The 21,148-nt window shown below is 43.8% G+C and carries 16 protein-coding genes and 1 pseudogene; 8 read left to right on the top strand and 9 right to left on the bottom strand.

Going from position 1 to position 21,148, the window contains the following annotated elements; genetic code table 11:
• Window positions 1-96 precede the first annotated feature (96 nt).
• Window positions 97-1,095, top strand: a complete 999-nt coding sequence (locus MKY16_RS09560; protein WP_069011374.1) for a polysaccharide deacetylase family protein — start codon at window positions 97-99, stop codon at window positions 1,093-1,095.
• Between the two features lie 91 nt (window positions 1,096-1,186).
• Here the strand turns inward: MKY16_RS09560 and MKY16_RS09555 are convergent, their stop codons facing one another.
• Entirely contained in the window at window positions 1,187-1,807 is a 621-nt protein-coding gene (locus MKY16_RS09555; protein ID WP_029514773.1) for a TraX family protein, read from the bottom strand.
• A gap of 22 nt (window positions 1,808-1,829) precedes the next feature.
• On the bottom strand, window positions 1,830-2,549 hold the full coding sequence (locus MKY16_RS09550; protein ID WP_238437778.1) for a CBS domain-containing protein: 720 nt from the start codon (window positions 2,547-2,549) through the stop codon (window positions 1,830-1,832).
• 176 nt (window positions 2,550-2,725) lie between these two features.
• Here MKY16_RS09550 and fsa point away from each other — a divergent pair, with 176 nt between their 5' ends.
• The 3 genes from fsa (at window position 2,726) to MKY16_RS09535 (ending at window position 5,227) form a co-directional block, all read left to right on the top strand.
• Entirely contained in the window at window positions 2,726-3,373 is a 648-nt protein-coding gene (fsa, locus tag MKY16_RS09545; RefSeq protein WP_013309811.1) for a fructose-6-phosphate aldolase, read from the top strand.
• A gap of 197 nt (window positions 3,374-3,570) precedes the next feature.
• Complete coding sequence (locus MKY16_RS09540; protein ID WP_340955148.1) at window positions 3,571-4,026, top strand: MarR family winged helix-turn-helix transcriptional regulator; 456 nt, start codon at window positions 3,571-3,573, stop codon at window positions 4,024-4,026.
• Window position 4,027: 1 nt separating this feature from the next.
• Window positions 4,028-5,227 (top strand): MFS transporter, encoded by a 1,200-nt coding sequence (locus MKY16_RS09535; RefSeq protein WP_029516786.1) that lies wholly within the window; start codon window positions 4,028-4,030, stop codon window positions 5,225-5,227.
• A gap of 93 nt (window positions 5,228-5,320) precedes the next feature.
• On the opposite strand, the gene MKY16_RS09530 is transcribed toward MKY16_RS09535, so the two are convergent.
• A complete protein-coding gene (locus MKY16_RS09530; protein ID WP_340955146.1) occupies window positions 5,321-6,631 on the bottom strand; it encodes an MFS transporter in 1,311 nt (436 codons plus the stop codon).
• Window positions 6,632-6,721: 90 nt separating this feature from the next.
• Window positions 6,722-8,440: a methyl-accepting chemotaxis protein gene (locus MKY16_RS09525; RefSeq protein ID WP_069011371.1), complete on the bottom strand. Its 1,719-nt coding sequence runs from the start codon at window positions 8,438-8,440 to the stop codon at window positions 6,722-6,724.
• A 272-nt stretch (window positions 8,441-8,712) separates the two neighbouring features.
• Between MKY16_RS09525 and MKY16_RS09520 the strand changes: the two are divergent.
• Window positions 8,713-9,666, top strand: a pseudogene (locus tag MKY16_RS09520) (serine hydrolase domain-containing protein).
• A 144-nt stretch (window positions 9,667-9,810) separates the two neighbouring features.
• Here the strand turns inward: MKY16_RS09520 and yicI are convergent.
• Window positions 9,811-12,135, bottom strand: a complete 2,325-nt coding sequence (yicI, locus tag MKY16_RS09515) for an alpha-xylosidase (protein ID WP_340955144.1) — start codon at window positions 12,133-12,135, stop codon at window positions 9,811-9,813.
• Window positions 12,136-12,315: 180 nt separating this feature from the next.
• Between yicI and MKY16_RS09510 the strand changes: the two genes are divergently transcribed.
• Entirely contained in the window at window positions 12,316-13,236 is a 921-nt protein-coding gene (locus tag MKY16_RS09510; RefSeq protein ID WP_340955142.1) for an AraC family transcriptional regulator, read from the top strand.
• A 15-nt stretch (window positions 13,237-13,251) separates the two neighbouring features.
• Here MKY16_RS09510 and brnQ read toward each other — a convergent pair whose 3' ends face one another.
• Window positions 13,252-14,610 carry a branched-chain amino acid transport system II carrier protein gene (gene brnQ, locus MKY16_RS09505; RefSeq protein WP_340955140.1) on the bottom strand — a complete coding sequence of 453 codons (1,359 nt, stop codon included), beginning with the start codon at window positions 14,608-14,610 and terminating at the stop codon, window positions 13,252-13,254.
• A gap of 517 nt (window positions 14,611-15,127) precedes the next feature.
• On the opposite strand from brnQ, the gene MKY16_RS09500 reads away from it, so the two are divergent.
• Window positions 15,128-16,402: an oligosaccharide MFS transporter gene (locus tag MKY16_RS09500; RefSeq protein ID WP_069011367.1), complete on the top strand. Its 1,275-nt coding sequence runs from the start codon at window positions 15,128-15,130 to the stop codon at window positions 16,400-16,402.
• 94 nt (window positions 16,403-16,496) lie between these two features.
• Here the strand turns inward: MKY16_RS09500 and MKY16_RS09495 are convergent, their stop codons facing one another.
• Window positions 16,497-18,200 carry a methyl-accepting chemotaxis protein gene (locus MKY16_RS09495; RefSeq protein ID WP_029516778.1) on the bottom strand — a complete coding sequence of 568 codons (1,704 nt, stop codon included), beginning with the start codon at window positions 18,198-18,200 and terminating at the stop codon, window positions 16,497-16,499.
• 33 nt (window positions 18,201-18,233) lie between these two features.
• Window positions 18,234-19,508 (bottom strand): ABC transporter substrate-binding protein, encoded by a 1,275-nt coding sequence (locus MKY16_RS09490; RefSeq protein WP_340955138.1) that lies wholly within the window; start codon window positions 19,506-19,508, stop codon window positions 18,234-18,236.
• A 242-nt stretch (window positions 19,509-19,750) separates the two neighbouring features.
• Here MKY16_RS09490 and MKY16_RS09485 point away from each other — a divergent pair, with 242 nt between their 5' ends.
• The gene (locus MKY16_RS09485; RefSeq protein WP_069011366.1) at window positions 19,751-20,599 is read left to right on the top strand and encodes a copper amine oxidase N-terminal domain-containing protein; all 849 of its coding nucleotides are present in this window, start codon (window positions 19,751-19,753) and stop codon (window positions 20,597-20,599) included.
• A 141-nt stretch (window positions 20,600-20,740) separates the two neighbouring features.
• On the opposite strand, the gene MKY16_RS09480 is transcribed toward MKY16_RS09485, so the two are convergent.
• Complete coding sequence (locus MKY16_RS09480) at window positions 20,741-21,082, bottom strand: darcynin family protein (protein ID WP_029516775.1); 342 nt, start codon at window positions 21,080-21,082, stop codon at window positions 20,741-20,743.
• Window positions 21,083-21,148 lie beyond the last annotated feature (66 nt).

Raw genomic sequence — 21,148 nt, 5'->3', positions numbered from 1 at the left:
GTGTTTTCGGTATGATAGACTAGATTTTGCTAGTTTCATATCTAGTATAAACCTCTATACTTTCAGAATTTTTTTGCATGCGGGGGATGTCATTCAATGAAACACACTTTTTTTAAAAGAACGTTGCTAATCATAAGTTTGTTGGCTATTTTAGGAATTTTGGTGTATGAAGCACGTAGCATATACCACACACCTACAGTTAAAGGGGCTCATCGTACACGCACAGCTAATGCAGATCGACTGGTACGCCATTTATTTTCAATGACGCCTACACCAGATAAAGTATATTACCAAAACAAAGTAATTGTCCTGATGTATCATGAGGTGACCAAGACTCCACCTGATCCCGGTGCTCTCAAGCTTAGTAATTTAACGAGGCAGTTGGACGAAATGAAAGCTAACGGCTTCCACTGGATCACGATGAAAGAGTATACGGATTTTATTTTACATAAAGCCAAGGTTCCTGATAATGCGGTACTTATGACATTCGACGATGGCTACGAGTCCTTTTATACGGACACTTTTCCTGTGTTGAAAAAGTACCAGGTACCGGCAACCAATTTTCTCATCACGTCCACGATCAGCAATCCCAAACATATTGGTATTCCAAAGCTGACATGGGATCAAATTCATCAGATGCATGCTGAAGGCATTGATTTCTACAATCATACCAATGACCAGCATGCTTACGGATACTCCAACACAGCGCGCACCCAACAAAAGCCGCTTCTGATGGCTCCAGTGTATTCGAAAAAGCTGGGGCGAATGGAAACCGAGGATGAGTTCAAACAGCGAGTTTCTACCGATTTGGACATGGCTGACAAGAAGCTGTTCAAGCATCTACACAATGATCAGAATGTACTTGCCTTCCCTTATGGTGGGTATACCAAGGAGACGATGGAAATTTGCCGTTCCTTGGGTATTGACGTTACGTTTACGGTGAAACGCGGGATTAACTCGCCAGGGCAAACGAACGGCTATCGCGTCAATGCAGGTGGAATACACAATATTCCCGAAGTATTGGTGCAATACATGAAGGAAGGTGCTCCCCTTCGCCCACTTCCTTTTGCTCAAGGTCCCAACAAGGTATCCTAAACGTTGGCTAGCTTATTGAAGGATAAAAAAGAACCTTTAAAACCATTTTATGTCGTGGTTTTAAAGGTTCTTTTAATGTATGAGATGTAGATTAGGGCCAGATGCGAATTGCCGCGATAACAGCCAGATGTACCGGGTAAAAGCTACGCCACAACCAACGCGGTACCCGACTATAAAATCCGCTTTCTCCAGTTGCAAAACATACGATCAGAATACTGGACAGCAGACTAAAGTGCTGAAGATTCGCGTGATGCACCATGTCATACACTACGTTCAAAACAAAATGGGCTGCAATCATCATATATGAACGGGTGTATCGATAAATCAGAACCAACAGCAGTCCATAGGCTCCGTAATCCATCTGGCTGAGCTCCATAACCAGAGCTGAGACGACGTACAGGCACGTTACAGCCGTCCAATGCTTCAAGCGGGATGCAGCAGCCAACGCAAGCAACGAGGTCAATAGCGTCCAGATTACGTTCGGTCTAAGCACATCAAACGCCAGCATATAGGGCACCTGAGAAATCAGAGCCAGTCCGAGTAGACGGAGCATATAGCTCTGCATGTCTCGGGTATGAGTATATCCCGCATACAGCGCGTACGCGTAGATTGGAAAAGCAAGCCTGCCGGCAATTCTCCAAGCCGGATCCGTCGGAAAAAACACAAGTCCGACATGGTCAATCAGCATCGTCAGCATGGCCAACCAGTACATACAAGGCCCCCTTATTTATGTTTTACGTTTTATCTTCTGTCAAGCTCAGAATGGCGTTCATGATGTCCGTTTTCGTAACCCGTCCTACCAACTCCCGAATTGGAGTTGAGGAGCTACATTGCTCGTCCAAAACTGGAAGACAATTGACCTGATGCCGAATCAGTTTCGATATCGCTTCCAGTAAAGTGTCTTCTGGAGCAAGCGTCGTCATTTGGGCCCGGCGCGTCATTGCCATGGTCACCGGGACGGTGTGAAGATCGGTATGCCCCAGCATGACCTTCAGCAAATCCTTGCGGGTAACAATTCCAATGAGCTCCTGCTCCTCTCCTGTGACCATCAGGGTGCCTGTATTTTGCTGAAACAGCATCAGCACCGCATCATAGGCGGTAGTGTCACCGGAAATCAAAATCGGATCACTAAGTATATCCGCCACCGTCAGCTTTTTGAGCATGTTGCCGATATGACTATCATATTTAGGATGACGCCCTGGCAGGTAGCCTACCTTCGGCTTGGCATCCACCAGTCCGAGCATAACGAGCAGAGCAAGGTCAGAACGGAGAGTCGGACGCGTCAATCCCAGTGTTTCAGCAATTTTATCCCCCGTAACAGGTGCCAGACGCTGGACAATATCAACAATTTCCCGCTGTCTTTCAGACAGTTGAATAATGATTACCTCCTTATGGAGTGGGGTAGAATACATTATAAAGAGCGTAGATCGGTAAATTTCAGCATCTTCCGACAATTCATCAAATTTTAATCATACACCGCTTGTTTTCAAATTTAAAATGTGTCACAATTAAGAATGTAATACATACTAATTATAAGTTTAACGTGTGCAATATGCTACATTTATAATGAACTATTGTACATCGCATGTGATATGTATTATGTATTATATAAACCTGAGGAGGAAATCAAATGAAATTTTTCTTGGATACTGGTAACATTGAAGAAATCAAACGTATTGAACGTTTGGGTCTGGTTGATGGTGTAACAACGAACCCTTCACTGATCGCTAAGGAAGGTCGAGTGTTCAAGGAAGTCATTCAGGAGATTTGCAGTATCGTTGAAGGTCCCGTAAGTGCTGAGGTTATTGGTCTGAAGGCTGAAGATATGCTCAAAGAAGCTTATGATATCGCCAAGTGGGCACCGAACGTGGTTATCAAGCTTCCTATGACTGAAGATGGCTTGTATGCTTGTAACGAGCTGACCAAGAACGGAATCAAAACGAATGTAACACTGATTTTCTCCGCGGCTCAAGGTTTGATGGCAGCCAAAGCTGGCGCTACTTTTATCAGCCCGTTCGTAGGACGTCTGGATGATATCGCTGTTGATGGTATGAAGCTGATTCGTGAGCTGAGACAAATTTTGGACATTCATGGTCTGAAATCCGAAATCATCGCCGCATCCATCCGCAATATTAAGCATGTAGAAGATGCTGCTCTGTCTGGTGCACATATTGCCACCATTCCAGGTTCCTTGCTCCCTTCTCTGTGGAAACACCCACTGACAGACAGTGGTATCGAACGCTTCCTGAAGGACTGGGAAACCGTACCTAAAGCTTAATTCGCCAGTCATGGCAAACGATATTATATCAACCCAAACAGCCCGTATTTTACGGGCTGTTTTTTTTGCTGTAGTGATAGCAGAACCCAAAACGCTGAACAACTTTTTTTGACAAAATAACTTGTTGTTCATATAATTGTTATAACAACTAATTAATTTCAAAGTAATTTATGTACGGGAAACAGAAAGGAGTACCTATGAATAACTTGCCTCCCGATTGTTCCATTGGGATGTTGCTCGGGATTACTCACCGCAAAATGAGTCAGCAGCTCTTGCAGCGCCTCAAACCTTATGATATTTCCCCAGAGCAATGGTCGGTTCTGTTCCAAATCTATCAGGCTGAGGGTTTAAATCAGAAAGAAATTGCAGCTAAGGCCGTGAAGGACCAGCCTACCACGACTCGAATTATTGATTTGTTGGACAAGAAGGGCTGGGTACGGCGTGTAAATAGCCCACAGGATCGTCGGGCCTATTTGCTTCATCTGACTGAAACAGGCCGACAGCTTGTGGAGAAGACTCTTCCTGTCGAACTTGATACCAATCACGATTTTGTAAAAGGAATTTCCTCGGCCGATCTGAAGCAATTCCGCCAGACTCTTTTACAAATTCACGCCAACATGACCGAATCAGAAAAACAAGGAGAGAACGATTAATATGCAACAAGGCAAGCAACCTCTTTGGACCAAGGAATTTATCGTTCTTACGGTTTCCAATTTATTTTTGTTTCTGGAATTACAGATGATCCTATCTTCCATTCCTTCTTATGTGAAAAATACATTCCACGCTAGTTCCGTTCAGGTGAGTCTCGTTACCACCTTATTCGCTTTAAGTGCGATTGCAGCACGACTCTTTTCAGCCCGTATGCTGGAAAAGGGACATCGCAGTACCCTGATCTTCGTGGGACTGCTGTTTGCATTGGCAGGAACGCTGGGGTACAGTGTTTCGCCAACGATTACAGTGCTTCTGCTCATGCGGATGTTATTTGGGATTGGCTTCGGTATGAGTAGCACGGCCTTTCCAACGATGGCCTCTGACGTCATCCCGCCCAAACGTCTCGGTGAAGGAATGGGCTTCTTTAGTCTGTCCACTAGTCTAGCGATGTCGATTGGGCCGACCATCGGCATTTCGATGCTTCAATACGGGAGTTTCAACCTGCTTGCCTATACGACAGCAGCTGTAATTGTTGTGATATTCCCGTTGGCTTACTGGCTGATTCGTACACTACCCAAAGGGCACATCGAACCACCTATGGTTCCTTTGGAAGAAGGGCGAAAACCGGCATTTAACCGTAAATTGTGGGTTCCCGCCTTGTTGAACATGCTGATGTCTATCACATATGGTGGATTACTCGGCTTTATGGCGCTTTACGGGGATGAAGCAAATCTGGCACATCCGGCCTACTTTTTCCTGTTTAATGCGGTATCCGTGCTGATCGTGCGTCCCTTCTCGGGCCGTATTTATGACAAAAAAGGGGCAAAAGCACTGCTCATCCCTGGCTCCCTGTTTTTAATTGGCGGTCTGATCCTGCTTTCCTACGCACACAGTGATGTCTTCATGTATATGTCTGCTCTTTGCTACGGTATCGGGTTTGGTGTCATGCAGCCGACCCTCCAAACCTGGATGATTCAGGTCGTGTCTCCTAAACAGAGGGGCATGGCAAACGGTATGTTTCTCAATTCCCTCGATTTCGGGGTTGCAGCCGGAGCGCTTATACTTGGCATTATCGCCAAAGCAAGTGATTATGCGTGGATGTACCGTCTTTCCTCGCTGTTTGTTGTACTGTTCTTACTGATCTATGTCATACAAATCGTTGTGAGCCGCAAGCCTAAGACGCATCTCCCTCTAGAAGGGTAAGACTATATTTTACAAATGAACATTAGCTCTTACTTGCTTAGTTATCAAAAACACCCGTTGCCATGGTTTCATGGACAATGGGTGCTTTTTCATTTATTTCGCAGGAGTTTTGCGTCTTAGCTTGGGAGAACGAGGCTTTTCTCGGGACACGCTTGTTTGCTCCTCATTTACACTCATACGGTCCGTGGATTTGTCATCTGTGGGTTCATCCTGCTTGGGTCTGACTGCAAACAGCATCAGCAGAGCTGCAATGCCTCCCACTGCGGCCATCACGCCAAAGAGCAGACCATGTCCACTGCTGCCCAGCAGCAAGGATACAACCGGAGGGCCTAGTGACACCCCTACAAAGCGCATGCTGCTATACAGGGCAGTAATGGTTCCGCGTTCCTCTTTTTCAATTCCCTTTGTAATGAGAGAATCCAAACAAGGCAGCGCAAGCCCAATTCCGCCGCCCCCTAACGTAAACAGTCCGATCACCGCATAAATATTTTGGATAAATCCGAGAATGGCAAAACTGATCGTCAATATGGCCAAACCACTAAAACCGATCCACTTCATGCGCTTTTTGTGCTTGCCGATGATCTTGCCTCCTACATAAGAGCACAGACAGAGGGAAATCAACGGAATGGCTAACACAAAACCTTTCCACACTCCATGGAGGTTGTAACGACTTTCCAAGAAGTCGGATAAGTAGAACAAGACGCCAAAAATGACAAACATACAAATGCCGCCCATAGCGAAAATAGCATAGAGCCAACGTCCTTTTTCGGCAAGCACCCGCTTCACATTTCCCACAAACTCCCGAAACATAATCGGTTGGTTCTTACGCTTAGGCACATGGATCAGCCAAAGCACCAAAATGAGCGAAATCAGACAGAGGCCTGGAATTACGGCCAGTGGCAAAAACCATAGAACAGCTCCCAATGCGGCACCGAGTATCGGACTTAGCACTTTGCCAAATGTGTTGTAAGTCTCGACGACCCCCAGGTTCTTACTGGCCTCATCCTCATTCTCGTACAGATCACCCACAAGCGGAATGACTATAGGAAAAGCCCCTGCCGCTCCCGCACCCTGAAGTAGACGGCCTGCAATAATGGTCCAGTATGCTGCCGAATCGTGAAGCAGCCATGCTCCCGCTGCAGAAATCCCCCCACCAATCACCGTCAGAATCAGACAGGGAACAATCACCGCCTTACGGCCAAATCGGTCGGAGAGATAGCCCGCAATCGGTATCAGTAAAATGGCCACCACCGCATATACTGTAATCAACATGCTAATCCGAAAAGAGCTTACATGTAGCTTACGTCCGATTTCCGGTAACACAGGAATCAGCATGGAATTACCCAGCGTCATCATCAGCGGGATGGAACCTAACGCAAGCAGATTCCCCTTATTTTGTTGCATCCCGTTACCACCTTTGCAAAAGTAATAACACAGCTGTTCAGATTTGTTCAACAGATGTTATTGTGTTTACATTGGTGGGGATTTATACGGCTACACTTTAAATCCACCGACCCTTGCATTCAGCAGTTGCGACATATCCGCCAGTGTATGAATAGATGATGCAATTTCCTCCATGGAAGCCAGTTGCTCTTCAGCCGCCGCACTGACGCTCTGGGTTCCTCCTGCCGACTGCTCTGCTACTTCACGAATACGTTCTACTGCTTCCACCATTCGCTCTGATCCGCCGGACATTTGTTCTACGGACCGGTTTACATTGTGAATCTGTTCGCTGACCTGTTGAATGGAACTTCCAATCTGACGAAATGCGGTTTCTGCGGATTGCATGACCTTTACGCCAGACTGCACTTCAACCGTCCCTGTCTGCATACTGGAAGCGACATTTCCAACATGCTCCTGAATATTTTGCACAAATTGTGTGATTTCTGCTGCTGAAACCGATACCTGCTCGGCCAATCTTCTTACCTCAGAGGCTACAACTGCAAATCCTTTGCCCTGCTCTCCGGCTCTTGCCGCTTCAATCGACGCGTTGAGCGCCAGCATTCCTGTCTGTTTAGCAATTCCAGTAATAACAGCTCCAATCATGCCAATCTGTTCGGCCTGTTCACTAAGTGAACGTACAGCACGTGCAGAGCTGTCTACACTTTCGCTTACCTTCTCCATCTGACGCATAGCCTGACCTATAGATTGTTCCCCTGCTTCTGCATCTTTAGCGGCTGTATCAGACAACTCATATACCTGCTGGCTCGTAGCTGCAATATGCTCCAGTTCGTGGGCAAGCTCTTTCACAGTATCTGTAGTTTGTGTAATATCGTCGACCTGATGCTCCATACCAGCCGCTAATTCTTCCATTACACCGGAAGTATGACGATTGGCCTGATTCATTTCCTCTGTACTTACGCTAACCCGTTCTGCGGTTACGGTTAATGTACGCGCCGTATCCTGAGCATCCACTATAATACTGCGGAATCCCTCAATAAGCTTGTTGTAGGAGCTTGCAATCATACCGATTTCGTCTTTGGACGTAATATCCAGTCGGCTACGCAAATCTCCCCCACCTTCAGACATTTCCAACAGTTGCTCATTCATATGGTGTAATGGACGAATTGAACGAATCAGAACGATGGATTGAAAAATACTGTAAATGATAACCAGAAGCCCTACAATACTCGTAATCAAGGATGTATTCGTCATCGTTTGGTGCGCTTGCTGTACTTTCACCGTCACCATATCCTCTTGAGCTTTGACGAAGGCTACTACCTTGGTATCAAGTTGCTTGCGCAACACCCGTTCGTTTTCAAAATCATCGAGCAAATCAGAAAATGGCGGGAAAGCGTCATCTCTTGTACTCTGATACCCCGCTGTAGTCAGTAAACGATGAACTTGATTCATATAGGTATTAATCCCCGTCTTGAGATCAGTCATCTTTTTACTAGAATCCTCATTGCCTGTACTAAGCAGAGCTTCTGTCTCCTGTAGCAACTTTGCAACTTCACTTTGCTTGTTTCCGATCTCTTTCCCATACTGTTCGTCACGAGTTAGCAAATATGCCCGCTCATCATTAGATATGCCGTTTAACAAAAATTGAAGAGACTTCGAGTTATACGCAATAGCCTCTTCACGATTCATAATATCCTTGTACTCATTCTCACTATGTACGCTTAAAATGTAATTGGTCAGCAGCATTGCTGCAATCACACTCGGGATCAGTATCGCGCTAAGAATCATTTTGGCCTTAATCGTTAAATTCATGAATCGGTCCCCCAGTTATTTCTGAATAAAATGTCCAACTTACTATATATCGTTTTATTCGATTGTTTTTTTGAATGAAATAGAAAATAGTGTATAGATTTTTAAATATATTTATGTCTATTCAGTGAACATATATATCTTTTTTAATATCAAAAAACAAAAAAATTCAAAATTAGGTAAATGAACTGTTTTCAGTTTGTACTCTTCGAATTTCAGACTATTTAAATGATATACTATGTATTGGTATAGCATAAGCCTCAAGGAGGATCTGCATGAACAGTCTGGAGCTCAAACCGCTTATTCACGTGCTTAACGAGTTGGAAACCCGCAGCTGCCTTATTGAGCAGCAGGGTAACATGATCTTGAATTACTATCGTGAACCTCAAATTGCTAACGAACTCTATAAAATAAATTCCTGCACCAAAAGCGTGATTTCTGCATTAGTTAGTATCGCTATGAACCAGCAACAGGGACCGAAACCGGAGACGCCGATCCTCGAATTCTTTCCCCAGTTGGCCACAGATAGTGATTCTCGAAAACATGATATTACGATTGAACATCTGCTGACGATGTCCGCAGGCTTTAACTGGACGGAGTTTGGCGGACAAAACTCTTTTCCTACCATGAGCAAAACGTCAGACTGGGTGCAATTTGTACTTTCACAGCCATTATCGGATGTGCCAGGCACGCGAATGGAGTACAGTTCTGGCTGTTCTCAACTTTTGGCCACCATACTACGTCATGTTTCTGGACAAACAGTTGCTGAATTTGCCGAACAGCAATTATTCCAACCGCTCGGTATCGAAAGCTACCATTGGGAAACCGATCCTCAGGGCACTCATACGGGAGGCTTCGGACTGCATCTCAGGCCAATGGACATGCTCAAATTCGGGCAGCTTTACCTGAATGAAGGAGGCTGGGAAGGACGGCAGATCATCCAAGCATAGACGGTTCGATATTCAACCCGTCCGTTTCTCCCTGCTGCCAAACCACAAAAAGCATTTTACGGATGGCACTGGTGGACTTCTTCCTTTTCAGATGGAACAGATACAGGAAGTGAAACGGACTATTTTTACGCTCTCGGCTTTGGTGGGCAATATATTGTTGTCGTCCCGTCGTATGACATGGTTGTTGTCGTTACCGCCGATAAATTCAAAAAGAAACGGACTCCTGTGGATATTTTCCGGCAGTATATTGTACCGCTACTACTCCAGCAGAATGGATAGGAGTAGATAACCAATGCTAAAAGTTGCAACTGATTCTATCAAAAATCTGCATCAAAAAGGGCTTGCCTGTTGGATCAGGCAAGCCCTTTCTTTACATATAATCGCTACATTGTGACATACTTCATCCACTTTCTAGCGCCTTACCTAGCCCAAGTGAATCGTAAGCTCTTGCTGTCCACTGGAAGCTGGTGTAATAATTACACCCTGTTCTCCCGACTGGCTGCTGCCTTGCTCCACTTGAACAGCCTCGTGGATACCGCGCAGGACGATCGACCATGGTTTAACAGCACCTTCTGCCTTTACTGTAATGACAGAGTCCTTGCGGCTGGCAATAACCGTTAGCTCTTCTTCACCTGACGTATTCACGATAACCGTTCGAGCCTGTTGCCCCTCACCAAGCTCAAACAAATGAAGCGCCACTTGATCAGCATAATCATAATCCGGACGACTGTCCTCATGACCGATTGCCAACAGTGTGTTCGGCTTCACGAGCACAGGCAAAGTTGTAAAATCATGATGCTCGTTGACCCAACGACCACCTGACACGCTCTCATTCGTAAGTAAATTTGTCCACTGACCCTCTGGTACATAATACTGTACATTGCCTTCTTTATTAAAGATTGGGGCTACCAAAATGGAATCCCCCAGCATGTATTGCAGATCCAGTGTTGCACAGGTTGGGTCCTGCGGGAATTCCAATACCATAGCCCGCATCATCGGCAGTCCCTTTACCGAGGATTCCACAGCAGAAGGATACAGGTATGGCATTAGCGAGCATTTGAGTTTTGTAAAGCTACGCACCACATCCACTGATTCTTCGTCAAATAGCCAAGGCACGCGATAGGATTCGTTTCCGTGCAGACGGCTATGGGAGGACAGAAGTCCAAATTGTACCCACCGTTTGTATACGTCCGGCGCAGCCGTTAACTCAAAGCCGCTAATATCATGGCTCCAGAAGCCGAAGCCGCTCAAACCAAGCGACAAACCGCCTCGTAAAGATTCCGCCATCGACTCATACGTCGACGAGCAGTCTCCTCCCCAGTGAACCGGGAACTGTTGCCCTCCGGCTGTAGCGGAACGTGCAAATAACGCGGCTTCATTTTTACCCAGCTTTTCCTCCAGCACATCAAATACAGCCTTATTGTACAAATGCGTATAATAGTTATGCATTTTCATCGGATCAGATCCGTCATGATATACCACATGGGTAGGGATGCGCTCGCCAAAATCAGTTTTGAAGCAATCTACCCCCTGATCTACTAACACCTTCAGCTTATCCTGGTACCAGGCGACTGCAGCCGGATTCGTGAAGTCAACCAGCCCCATCCCCGCCTGCCACATATCCCATTGCCACACGCCACCATCGGCGGTTTTGACCAGATAACCATTCTCCATGCCTTCATCAAACAAAATGGATTTCTCAGCAATATACGGATTGATCCATGCACAAATTTTGAGCCCCTTTGCCTTCAATCTTTGCAGCATGCCTTCCGGGTCTGGGAACATGTCTTGATCCCACTGGAAATCGCACCATTGGTATTCCTTCATCCAGAAGCAGTCAAAATGGAATACCGAGAGTGGCAGATCTCGCTCAGCCATCCCGTCCACAAAATGATTCACTGTGGCTTCATCGTAATCTGTTGTGAACGAAGTGGTCAGCCACAAACCAAAAGTCCAGGCTGGTGGTAATGCAGGCTTACCCGTCAGCTTGGTGTAATTGTCCAGTACCTCTTTAGGGTTAGCTCCTCCAATAATAAAATACTCTAACGATTCGCCGGAGACGCTAAACTGAACCTTTGATACATTTTCCGATGCAATCTCATAGGATACCTTTTCCGGATGGTTGACGAACACACCATACCCTTTATTAGATAGATAAAATGGAATGTTTTTATAGGCCTGCTCACTGCTGGTCCCGCCATCTTCATTCCAGATATCGACCACTTGGCCATTTTTTACGAACGGAGTGAAACGCTCTCCGAGTCCGTATACGTACTCACCGATGCCCAGCTCCAGCTGTTCCCGAAAAAAAGGCTGATCCTGCGGGTCTGTAATATAGCCTGGTCCCCGATGTCCGCTACCTGTGACTCTGCGATCCTCGACATAAAAGCCTACGTCCCAGCTCTTTCCACGACCGACTCGCACACTCAGATCGCCGCTTTTCAGTACCGCTGCGTCCTCATCCACCGTAATGCCTACCTCTGTTGGCAAGGTGTGAATTTCAAAATCCGGTCCCTGATGCACCCGTCCCTTATGGTGGTTTAGACGTACCCGAATGACATTCGGCATAGGCGAGCTGTAGGTCGCTTTCAGCAACGCTCCGTTCAGTGTATCTCCTTTATGCTCGATCCGGTGGGTTGCTGCATATACCGTCATGGAAGCATCGTCCGTCACGATATCACGGATTTCAGCAGGATTTTGTATTTCATAGCCCTTGCGAACCAACCAATAGCCATCAGTAAATTTCATCTATTCCTTCCTCCGTCTCAATCTTTATATTCTTGATTCCAAATCGCTTGTTGGATTTTTTCGAAATCCTTACTATAATAATATTGATTTATGTAAGGGTTTACTTCTTTTATTTTGACGTATTATATCAATATTTTGATGTTTTCTATATAAATCAGTTTGCCGAAAGGAATCATTGAAATGCAAAGGGAAATGTTACGAGAAAACCGCATTCACGGCAATCCCATGTATCCGGTCAGCGTATATCCGAGCGTAGAGCAATTGAACGGAAATAGTATATTGGAGTCCCATTGGCATGAGGAAATGGAGTTTATCGTAGTGGAACAAGGGACCGCTGTATTTCAGACGGATATGGTCTATACGGAGGTTAGCGAAGGTGAAGCCCTTTTTGTAAACAGTGGCGAGCTTCACGCCGGTTATTTACAAAAAAGTCCTCGCTGTGTATTTTCTGCGGTGGTGTTTCACCCCGACATACTCCACAGCCGCACGCAGGATACGGTGCAGACGCAGTTTATTGACCCATTTATCAGTAAAAAGCTTGTCCCTCCCCCCCACATTCGCGGCGTGCAGCTCTGGGAGCAAGAGGTGCTGGCTGCATTGCGATACATTATCACCAGCCATGAACAGAATGCGCCTGCCCGTGAACTGGCGACCAAGGCACAGCTTTATAGCATGATCGCCTGCCTGTACCCACACATGACCCCCGCTAACGGAGAAGATGTGATTATGGCGGGTCAACGCAACAAAGTTGAACGGATCAAAAAAGCGTTGGCGTATATCAATAGTCATGCTCATGAGCCTATACGTTTACGGGAAATCGCAGATGAGATTGGAATGAGTGAAGGGCATTTTTGCCGTTTTTTTAAGCAGATGGTTCAGAAAAGCCCGGTAGAATATATCAACTATCATCGGATTCAAAAGGCTTGCAGGTTGCTGGAGCAAAGTGATCGCAAAGTGGTTGATATTGCGCTGGATGTTGGATTTGACAATCTAAGCTACTTTATTGCGACCTTTAAAAAGTGGAAAGGCCTGACCCCTTCGCAGTACCGTAAGCAGCACGAAGCAGATCAGGCGCTTGCTGTCCCTTATATAACAGACTGATATGCATAGGATAAATTATTTGTTTTTTTTGGGCTTCATAAGTACTAAAATTATTTTTCTTCCTCTTAATTTAGTAAATATGTAGCCAGCTACACCTCCTAAAACAGAGGGAATTAACCACCCTAACCCTACATTATATAATGGGAGAAAATGGGTGAAAAAATCATTAATTACATTAATTTTTATTCCAGCAGCATTCAAGCCATCAAATAAACTAATGATAAAGGCTAATATCAAACTGCCTTGATATACTTCTGACTTTCCTTTAAATACGGGATGTAAAAAAGTTAAAAATATTAGAGAAATAGCAATAGGATATATTGCCATTAATACTGGCGTTGAAACCTTAATGAGCTGTGTTAAACCTATGTTGGCTACAAGGATACTAAATATAGATAACATGAGAGCGACTCTTTTGTAAGAGACTTTTGGAAATAATCCATGAAAAAAGGAAGAGCAGGAAGTGATAAGCCCCACACTTGTCGTTAAACACGCTACTGTAATCATTAAGCCTAATAGAATAGATCCATAAGATCCAAAATAATAGGAGGAAACCTTAGCTAACACCTCAGCACCATTTCCTAAAATGCCCAGTTTTTCAACACTAGAAGCTCCCATGTATGAAAGAGACGTATAGATAAAAGCTAAGAGTATAACCGCAATTGCTATCGCTTTGCCACAAATGATCATCAGCTCTTTTTTTGTATTAACCCCTCTATCCTTAATCGCATTCACAATGATAATTCCAAAAATAAAGGCTACAAGAGCGTCCAATGTTAAATAACCCTCTTGAAAGCCTTTAAAAAAGACATTGGATGTATAACCCTCCGCAGGTTCTTGGAATTTTCCTATTGGGTGAATAATAGCTACAATCACAAGTAATCCAATGAATGTCAATTTAATGGGTGTTAGGAACTTTCCGATGACATCAATAATTTTTGTAGGATTAAGTGACAACAAACATGCAACTGCAAAAAAAAGGATAGTAAATACAAAAAGTGCGACAGGATGATCTGCATTGTCTGAAAAAAAAGGCTTTACTCCAATTTCAAATGACACACTACCGGTTCTAGGAATTGCATACAAAGGCCCGATGGCTAGATAAAGGATTGTTGTAAAGACAAGACCGAATACAGGATGTACACGACTCGCTAAAGTTTGCAAATTGCTTTTGCCCGAAAAAACAAAGGCTGTGACGGCTAGTAATGGTAAGCCGACACCGGTAACCAAGAAACCCGCATTGGCTATCCATACATTCTTTCCGGCCATTTGCCCAAGCATAGGTGGAAAGATTAGATTCCCCGCGCCAAAAAATAAGGCAAATAGCATTGATCCTATAATGATAATAAAGGACGTAGAAACACTTTTAGACATAATAAATCCTCCAACCACGAACTCACAACATTTTGTTTTTATTCGTTTTCTTTTAATTTTGTATACTATATGTTAATAGGAACGTAGCCAATTGTTGCATTCAAAGAACGGCATCTGATTGCCTAGAGTATGTTACTCTATATACGATCATCGTTTCAAGTAACTTTGTACTTGCAAAAATGAATCATTTCATCCCCTTGCTTTTGCAATTATGAGGCTACCCTATATTTCTCCTCCTACTTAGTGAGCTTAATGAACTATAAGAGAATTTTACACGTAGGACTTATTTCTTACAAGACATAGATGTAGTTACACACACCCGGTAGGTCTCGTAAAAGTTTTAAATTACTACATAATCTGCGGTTTAATCGAATCATCAACTGATTGTAATAAGCACAGGAAATCTTGGGAAAATGCCCTATGGAAGCAAGTGAATAATCCTTACAATTAATAGTACAACAATGCATATTAACGTTGAATACAATTTGAGCGGCTACAATTGAAGGGGTGCTTAAACATGACGAATTTGGCAAAACGCAACTATTGGTCTCTGAGTATTTTTAACTTCGCTTATCTATTTACATGGTCTGCCGCCATGTCTTTTTTTGTCATTTGGCTGGGACAAAGCCTGGAAATTTCAGAAACCTACACGGGATTTCTATACGCGGCTAACTCAATCGTCGCCTTGATCATGCAGCCTTTGTTCGGTTACTTATCTGACAAGCTGGGCTTGAGAAAACACCTGCTGTACATACTCTTTACAATCCTTTTGCTCGTCGGGCCCTTTTTTATCTATGTATACGGTCCATTGCTTCAAACGCAGTTCGTCATTGGTGCCATTGTTGGTGCGCTATTTATCGGCCTGGTATTTAATGCAGGTAACGGTGTCGTCGATTCGTATATGGACAAAGTTTCGCGTAAATATGGCTTTGAATACGGACGGGTTCGTATGTGGGGTTCACTCGGGTGGGCGGCGGCTACTTTTGTTGCGGGACGGGTCATTAATATCAATGTAAATCTGACCTTCTGGATTGCCTCCGTATCTGCCATTGTTGCCATGATCTGCATCTTCCTGACCAAAGTCGAAATTTCTGGACAGGAGCAGCAGAAAACAGAATCGTTGAAGCTCATTGATGTGCTGCATCTCGTACGTACCACAAAGTTCTGGTTTCTTATGCTATTCATGGTTGGCGTGACCCAAATTTATGAGGTATATGACCAACAGTTTGCCACATACTTCGTATCGCAGTTCAGTTCCAAAGCGGAAGGAAATCAATTCCTTGGCGATTTGAGCGCTGTGCAGGTTTTTCTGGAATTTGTGTTCCTTTTCGTTACCCCTTGGTTTGTGAACAAAACGACCGCCAAATGGGCATTAATTATTGCCGGGTCGATTATGTCTTTGCGTATTATCGGCTCTTCGCTGCCATTCGGTTCTATATGGGTGGCTGCGATGAAGATGATTCACTCCCTGGAGAAACCGCTTATTCTGGTAGCCATCTTCAAGTACATTACTGTTAACTTTGACCAGCGCTTGTCCTCCACCATGTACCTGCTGTATTTGTTTATGGGCTCCCTGGTGGTTTCCATTTTCTCACCCATTGTCGGGCATATGTATGAAGTATTAAATTTCCCGATTACTTATGTAATTCTGGGTTCCATTGCAGGTCTATTCACCATCCTATCCTGTTTTACACTGACAGCAGACAAGAAGAATGGAGAGCGGTATCTGGAAGAACGCCGTAAACAGGATCTGAAAAGAGCAACCAAAAAAGCTGAAGCAGTTCATTCGTAATCTAATGGTTTAAGCTTAACAAAACAGCGGCAGTCTAGGACTTTTTTCTCGTCCAAGGCTGCCGCTCTTAACTCCAGTTGATTTGAAGCTTATTTTAAATCTTGAATACCGACACCGTCTGATTCATCTCTTCCGCCCTCTTGGCAAGCATGTTAGCACCCGCAGACACTTCCTGCATGGATGCAGTAGTTTCCTCGACTACGCTTGCGACTGTTTGAGTAGAATCTGCTGCACGTTCGGAGATTTCAGCAATTTTCTTCATCGATTCCACCATAGAAACGGTCCCTTCATTTACGGATCTTGCTTCTACAGCCGCAGTGTCCACCTCACCGCTCACTTCTTCAACGGCACCTACAATCTCAGAAAAAACGTTACCTACGCCTTCGACAAGCATCATGCCTTCATTCAGAGATTGAACACCTTCATTCATTGAAATCACAACTTCATCTGTTCTTAAGGCAATTTCGTTAACCAGAGAAGAGATCTTGCCTGTTGCTTCACTTGCTTGTGCCGACAGATTGCGTACTTCAAAAGCAACAACCGCAAACCCTTTTCCCTGCTCTCCCGCCCTCGCAGCTTCTATACTCGCATTTAGTGAAAGCAAATTGGTTCGAGCTGCTATATCACGGATCATAGCTGTGATCTGTCTGATCTCCGCAGACTTTTCTCCTAGAATATTTACTACTTCAGCGGATTGAGTTACCTTGGTATGCACATCTCTTATTTGAGAAACAGTCGAAGACATTTGGGTTTTTCCGTTGTTTGCTTTTTCTTGTGCTTGGGTTGTGAGATTTGCCACATTCACAAAGCGATTGGTTATGTTCTCTACACTTTTAGAAACGTCTACCGTGTAATTCAGCGTTTCAGCTATGTCTACAAGCTGTGTCTGAGATCCCTCCGCAACCTGAGTGGCACTTATAGCTATCTGCTCGGTAGCAATGCTTGTCTGTTCCGCACTAGCCGTTAACTGTTCAGCCGTAGAGGCAACCAGTAAGGAATTATCCACAACTTCCTTTAAAAGATTGCGAAGTGAATCGCACATTTCATTAAAATCGGATGCCAGCTCCCCGACCTCATCTTTGGATCGGATACTAAGGGGTTCCACTTGCAGGTCCCCTCTCGTTACCAGCTTTATCTGTTCCGCTATCTTTAATATGGGCTTAGTGAACGATTGAGCCAGTAAAAAAGAACCGATAATTCCAAGGATCGTACATATGATAGTCAGAGAAATCATCAAAAGTCTACCTGAATGGTAAGATTGACTCGATTGATTAGCGGCATCAGTAGCGTACTGCTCATTAAGCAGCTTCAGTTTATTCACATCGTCCAAGGCTGCCTTATAAATAGAAGAATTCCCATGGATGATCATGTAGGCCATCACCTTGTCGTTTTCTTCCATGGCCGCGGAAACCACCTTTAGATGGCGGAGATACATTGCCCACTGACCATAAAAGTCGGTGAATAGTTCTTTTTCCTCTGCCGTGGAGGCTAAACTTTGATATTTATTTACACTCTTATCCATTGACGCTGTAGCTTTGGTTAGTTCTTCTTGATAAGTGCTGCGGACGGCTGCATCCTCTTCGAGTATCATTCGAACGGTGAGCCTATCGATTTCTGTAATCTGCTTATCCATACCTTGAAGAAGAATGACTGCAGGTAAAGACCTGTTATTTACCTTATCAGAAGCCTCCCCCATTTCCGACATCTTAATGACGCCTATAACACTTGAAAGGGACAGCACGATCACCAGTATGAGCGCTGCACTAATTATCTTTTTCTTTAACGTTAATTTAAACACCCTTATCTTCCTCCCGTGACTGGTCTCGTATCATCACTGCTGAGCTTTCCAATATATACGTATTTGGCGCAACAGCTCTGCCTTATCTATCTTTCCACTGATGTAGCTTTGGATAGATGCTCCTGTGATGCCCCCATGATCAGGTGGAAGGGTTGCCATGAACGGCAGCATCTTTCCGCTCGACATATATGACTTGATCGATTTACTCAAAGGATCTGAAGGCACCATGTCAATATTCTTGAACGCCGGTATAACATTGGCCTTGTTAACCAAAAGTTCTTGTCCGGATTTTTCATATACCAGCCAGTTCAAAAACTTCTTTGCTTCCTCTTGCTGCTGAGGTGTGGTAGTTGTGGAGTCGATGAATATATACTTTGTCACACCGACAGTGATCTTAGCATTGTTAGGATCATCCGTATTATCGTTTAGCGGAAGAGGCAAGAAACCGTATTCCTCATTTGCCGTATCATTGCTCTTTATTCCATTCCAAGCCCAGTTGCCCATAAACCAAAGCCCTACCTTGCCCTCTCCCAAAGCTTTGGCTCCATCTTCATACGTACTGTCCAAAGGCAAGTGCTTATTAATGTTGTTATCCTTGAGCAGATCTAAAGTTTGTACCCATCCAGACATTACATTGTTCTGGGACATATCAATGGAGTTATTCTGCATACCTTTAACAAACTCCGGAAAGCCCCCAGGTTGAACAGAATAAGACAGAGCTAAAAGATGAGAGCCGAGAGACCAGTCCATTGGTGAAAGCATGTCCGGTGCTACTCCCGACTTCTGAATTTTAGCCATTAATGAATTCAGGCTACTTCTACTTTTTACCGAGGAAACATCAAAAGCCCCCCCTGTTGCTTTGTCCAGTACTTTCTTATTGTAAATTAATCCGTAGCCTTCTACTGCAAATGGAAACCCCAGCACAGCATCATTTTTCTTGACGGTGTCAAGTCCATTTTCTATCGTATCGGCTACCCACTTCTCTTTACTTAAATCAATAGCTTTATCCAAGAATGTCTGCGTGTCGCCTGGATCAAGCATCGACATGGTAGCTGGACTTCCTGAGCCATACATCGACATCAGCTTTTGATATGCAGACGTCCCCTCAGGAGCGGTTATAATCTCTAAAGATACTTCAGGGTGCTCTTGATTGTATTGTTTTGCTACTTCCTCTAACTGGGTTTTTATTTCAGATTTAGAATTCAAAAGTGTAATCTTGGTCGTCTGCTGTGATAATGGTGAAGCTGAACAACCTATAAACATAATTAAACATGCTAGAGAAATCGCAACTTTTAGCTGTTTTCTCATTAACTTCCCCCCTAAGGATTTGCTTTCATAAAATTTATGAACAATATTCAATGTTATCGACATAATCCTTCGCGAAGGTTAGAAGTTTTTCGTTGGTAAATATCGGAAGTTAAATAATAGTACAAACAGGTTGTTACGTTAAGTTAACAGACAAGATAGCACAACAAATTTTATCCAATCGCGTCTTAATATGGGGAAAAGTTACTTCACAACAAATTTAATCAAAAAAGGGGCAATCATTTATGAACAAAGCATTCTGCTGGGTTTTTCTTGCAATCTTTTTATTTATTTCATCATCCACTACTTATGCAGCAGAAAATCAAATCAAAGTTGACGGTGTGACTGCTACATCCGATGTGAAGCCCGAAATGAAGAACAACCGTTTAATGGTACCTCTACGTGTTGTTAGTGAAAGTTTGGGGGCTAGCGTCGAATGGTCCAATTCCGAGGTTATTCTCGCTAAAAGCGATATGAAAGTGAAATTAGCAATAAATAGAAGTACAGCGGAGAAAAACGGCGAAAAGATACTGCTTGATGTAAAACCATACACGAAAAACAATCGCATATATGTTCCACTTCGTTTTATTGCAGAGACGTTTGGCTGCAATGTCAATTACAGCAACCTTGCAGTGATTGTTGATACTAAACCACTGTTCATAGACGGTGTACAAGTAAAAGCATTGCAATATGAATACCATATGTTTATGGGCGGCGTAGTTCAGCAAATTAATGGAAATGCATTTAATGAAACCATCTATAGTATTTTTGCAAACAACATAGGTGAAAAGGTTGAAGCACCTGCAAACTACTCTTGGAGCTTCACTATTGACACACTTGGGTCTTATTATAAAAATGCACAATATGATTTTTTAGACAAAAAAGGGAAAAGCTTAGTCCGTTTTGATATTTATTCTTTAATTAGTCCTGTTCCATCTGAACTTTCAACAGAATATCCAGAGATTTTAGTTCATGACGTATCGAAAGATGAGTGGTATTTGTTTAATGATACCGCAAGAAAATCCATTAATCAGTTAATGTTTACCGCTGGGAAGAACGGTTTTCTGAAGATTATAAGTAACACAACTGTATAATGTGGTTTTTCTTATTACACTTTTTTCGTCTCCAAAAGATAAAAGGCAAATTCCCAGCTGAACATAAGCAGCACAGGAATTCGCCTTTATTAACCGTATATAAGATGAACTCTTCATTTTACATAGAAAGCGGAATGAAGGTTATTTTTCCATCTGTAACATTTCTGACTCATAGGACTGAAATGCATTTTCCATACCCATCACTACATCTTTAATCTTCATGTATCCTTTGGTATACGGTTCCGAATCGCGAATTTCTTCCCACATATAGTGATATTGCTTCATATCCTCTGTTTCGCATACGACGAAATCGGTGTAGTCCTTTCCAGGCAATGCTTCTGCATCAAAAAACCGAACCTGAACCTGTTCGTTATACTTTTGAATGGTAGCCTGCAAGGTCCCCGCATGTTTTCGACGTTCCTCCCGAGGAAGAGCCAACCAGGAAGGGTAGAATTCCAATAATACAATCATCATATAACGCATATGCCTATCTCCTTTTTTTGGTGAAGCTTGAATGATGTATCGTTATTGTACGCTGCTTGTCTACAA

Origin of the sequence: Paenibacillus sp. FSL L8-0641, assembly GCF_038006265.1 — a bacterium.
GTDB lineage: Bacteria > Bacillota > Bacilli > Paenibacillales > Paenibacillaceae > Paenibacillus > Paenibacillus polymyxa_D.
This window is presented reverse-complemented; position numbering and strand designations above follow the sequence as displayed.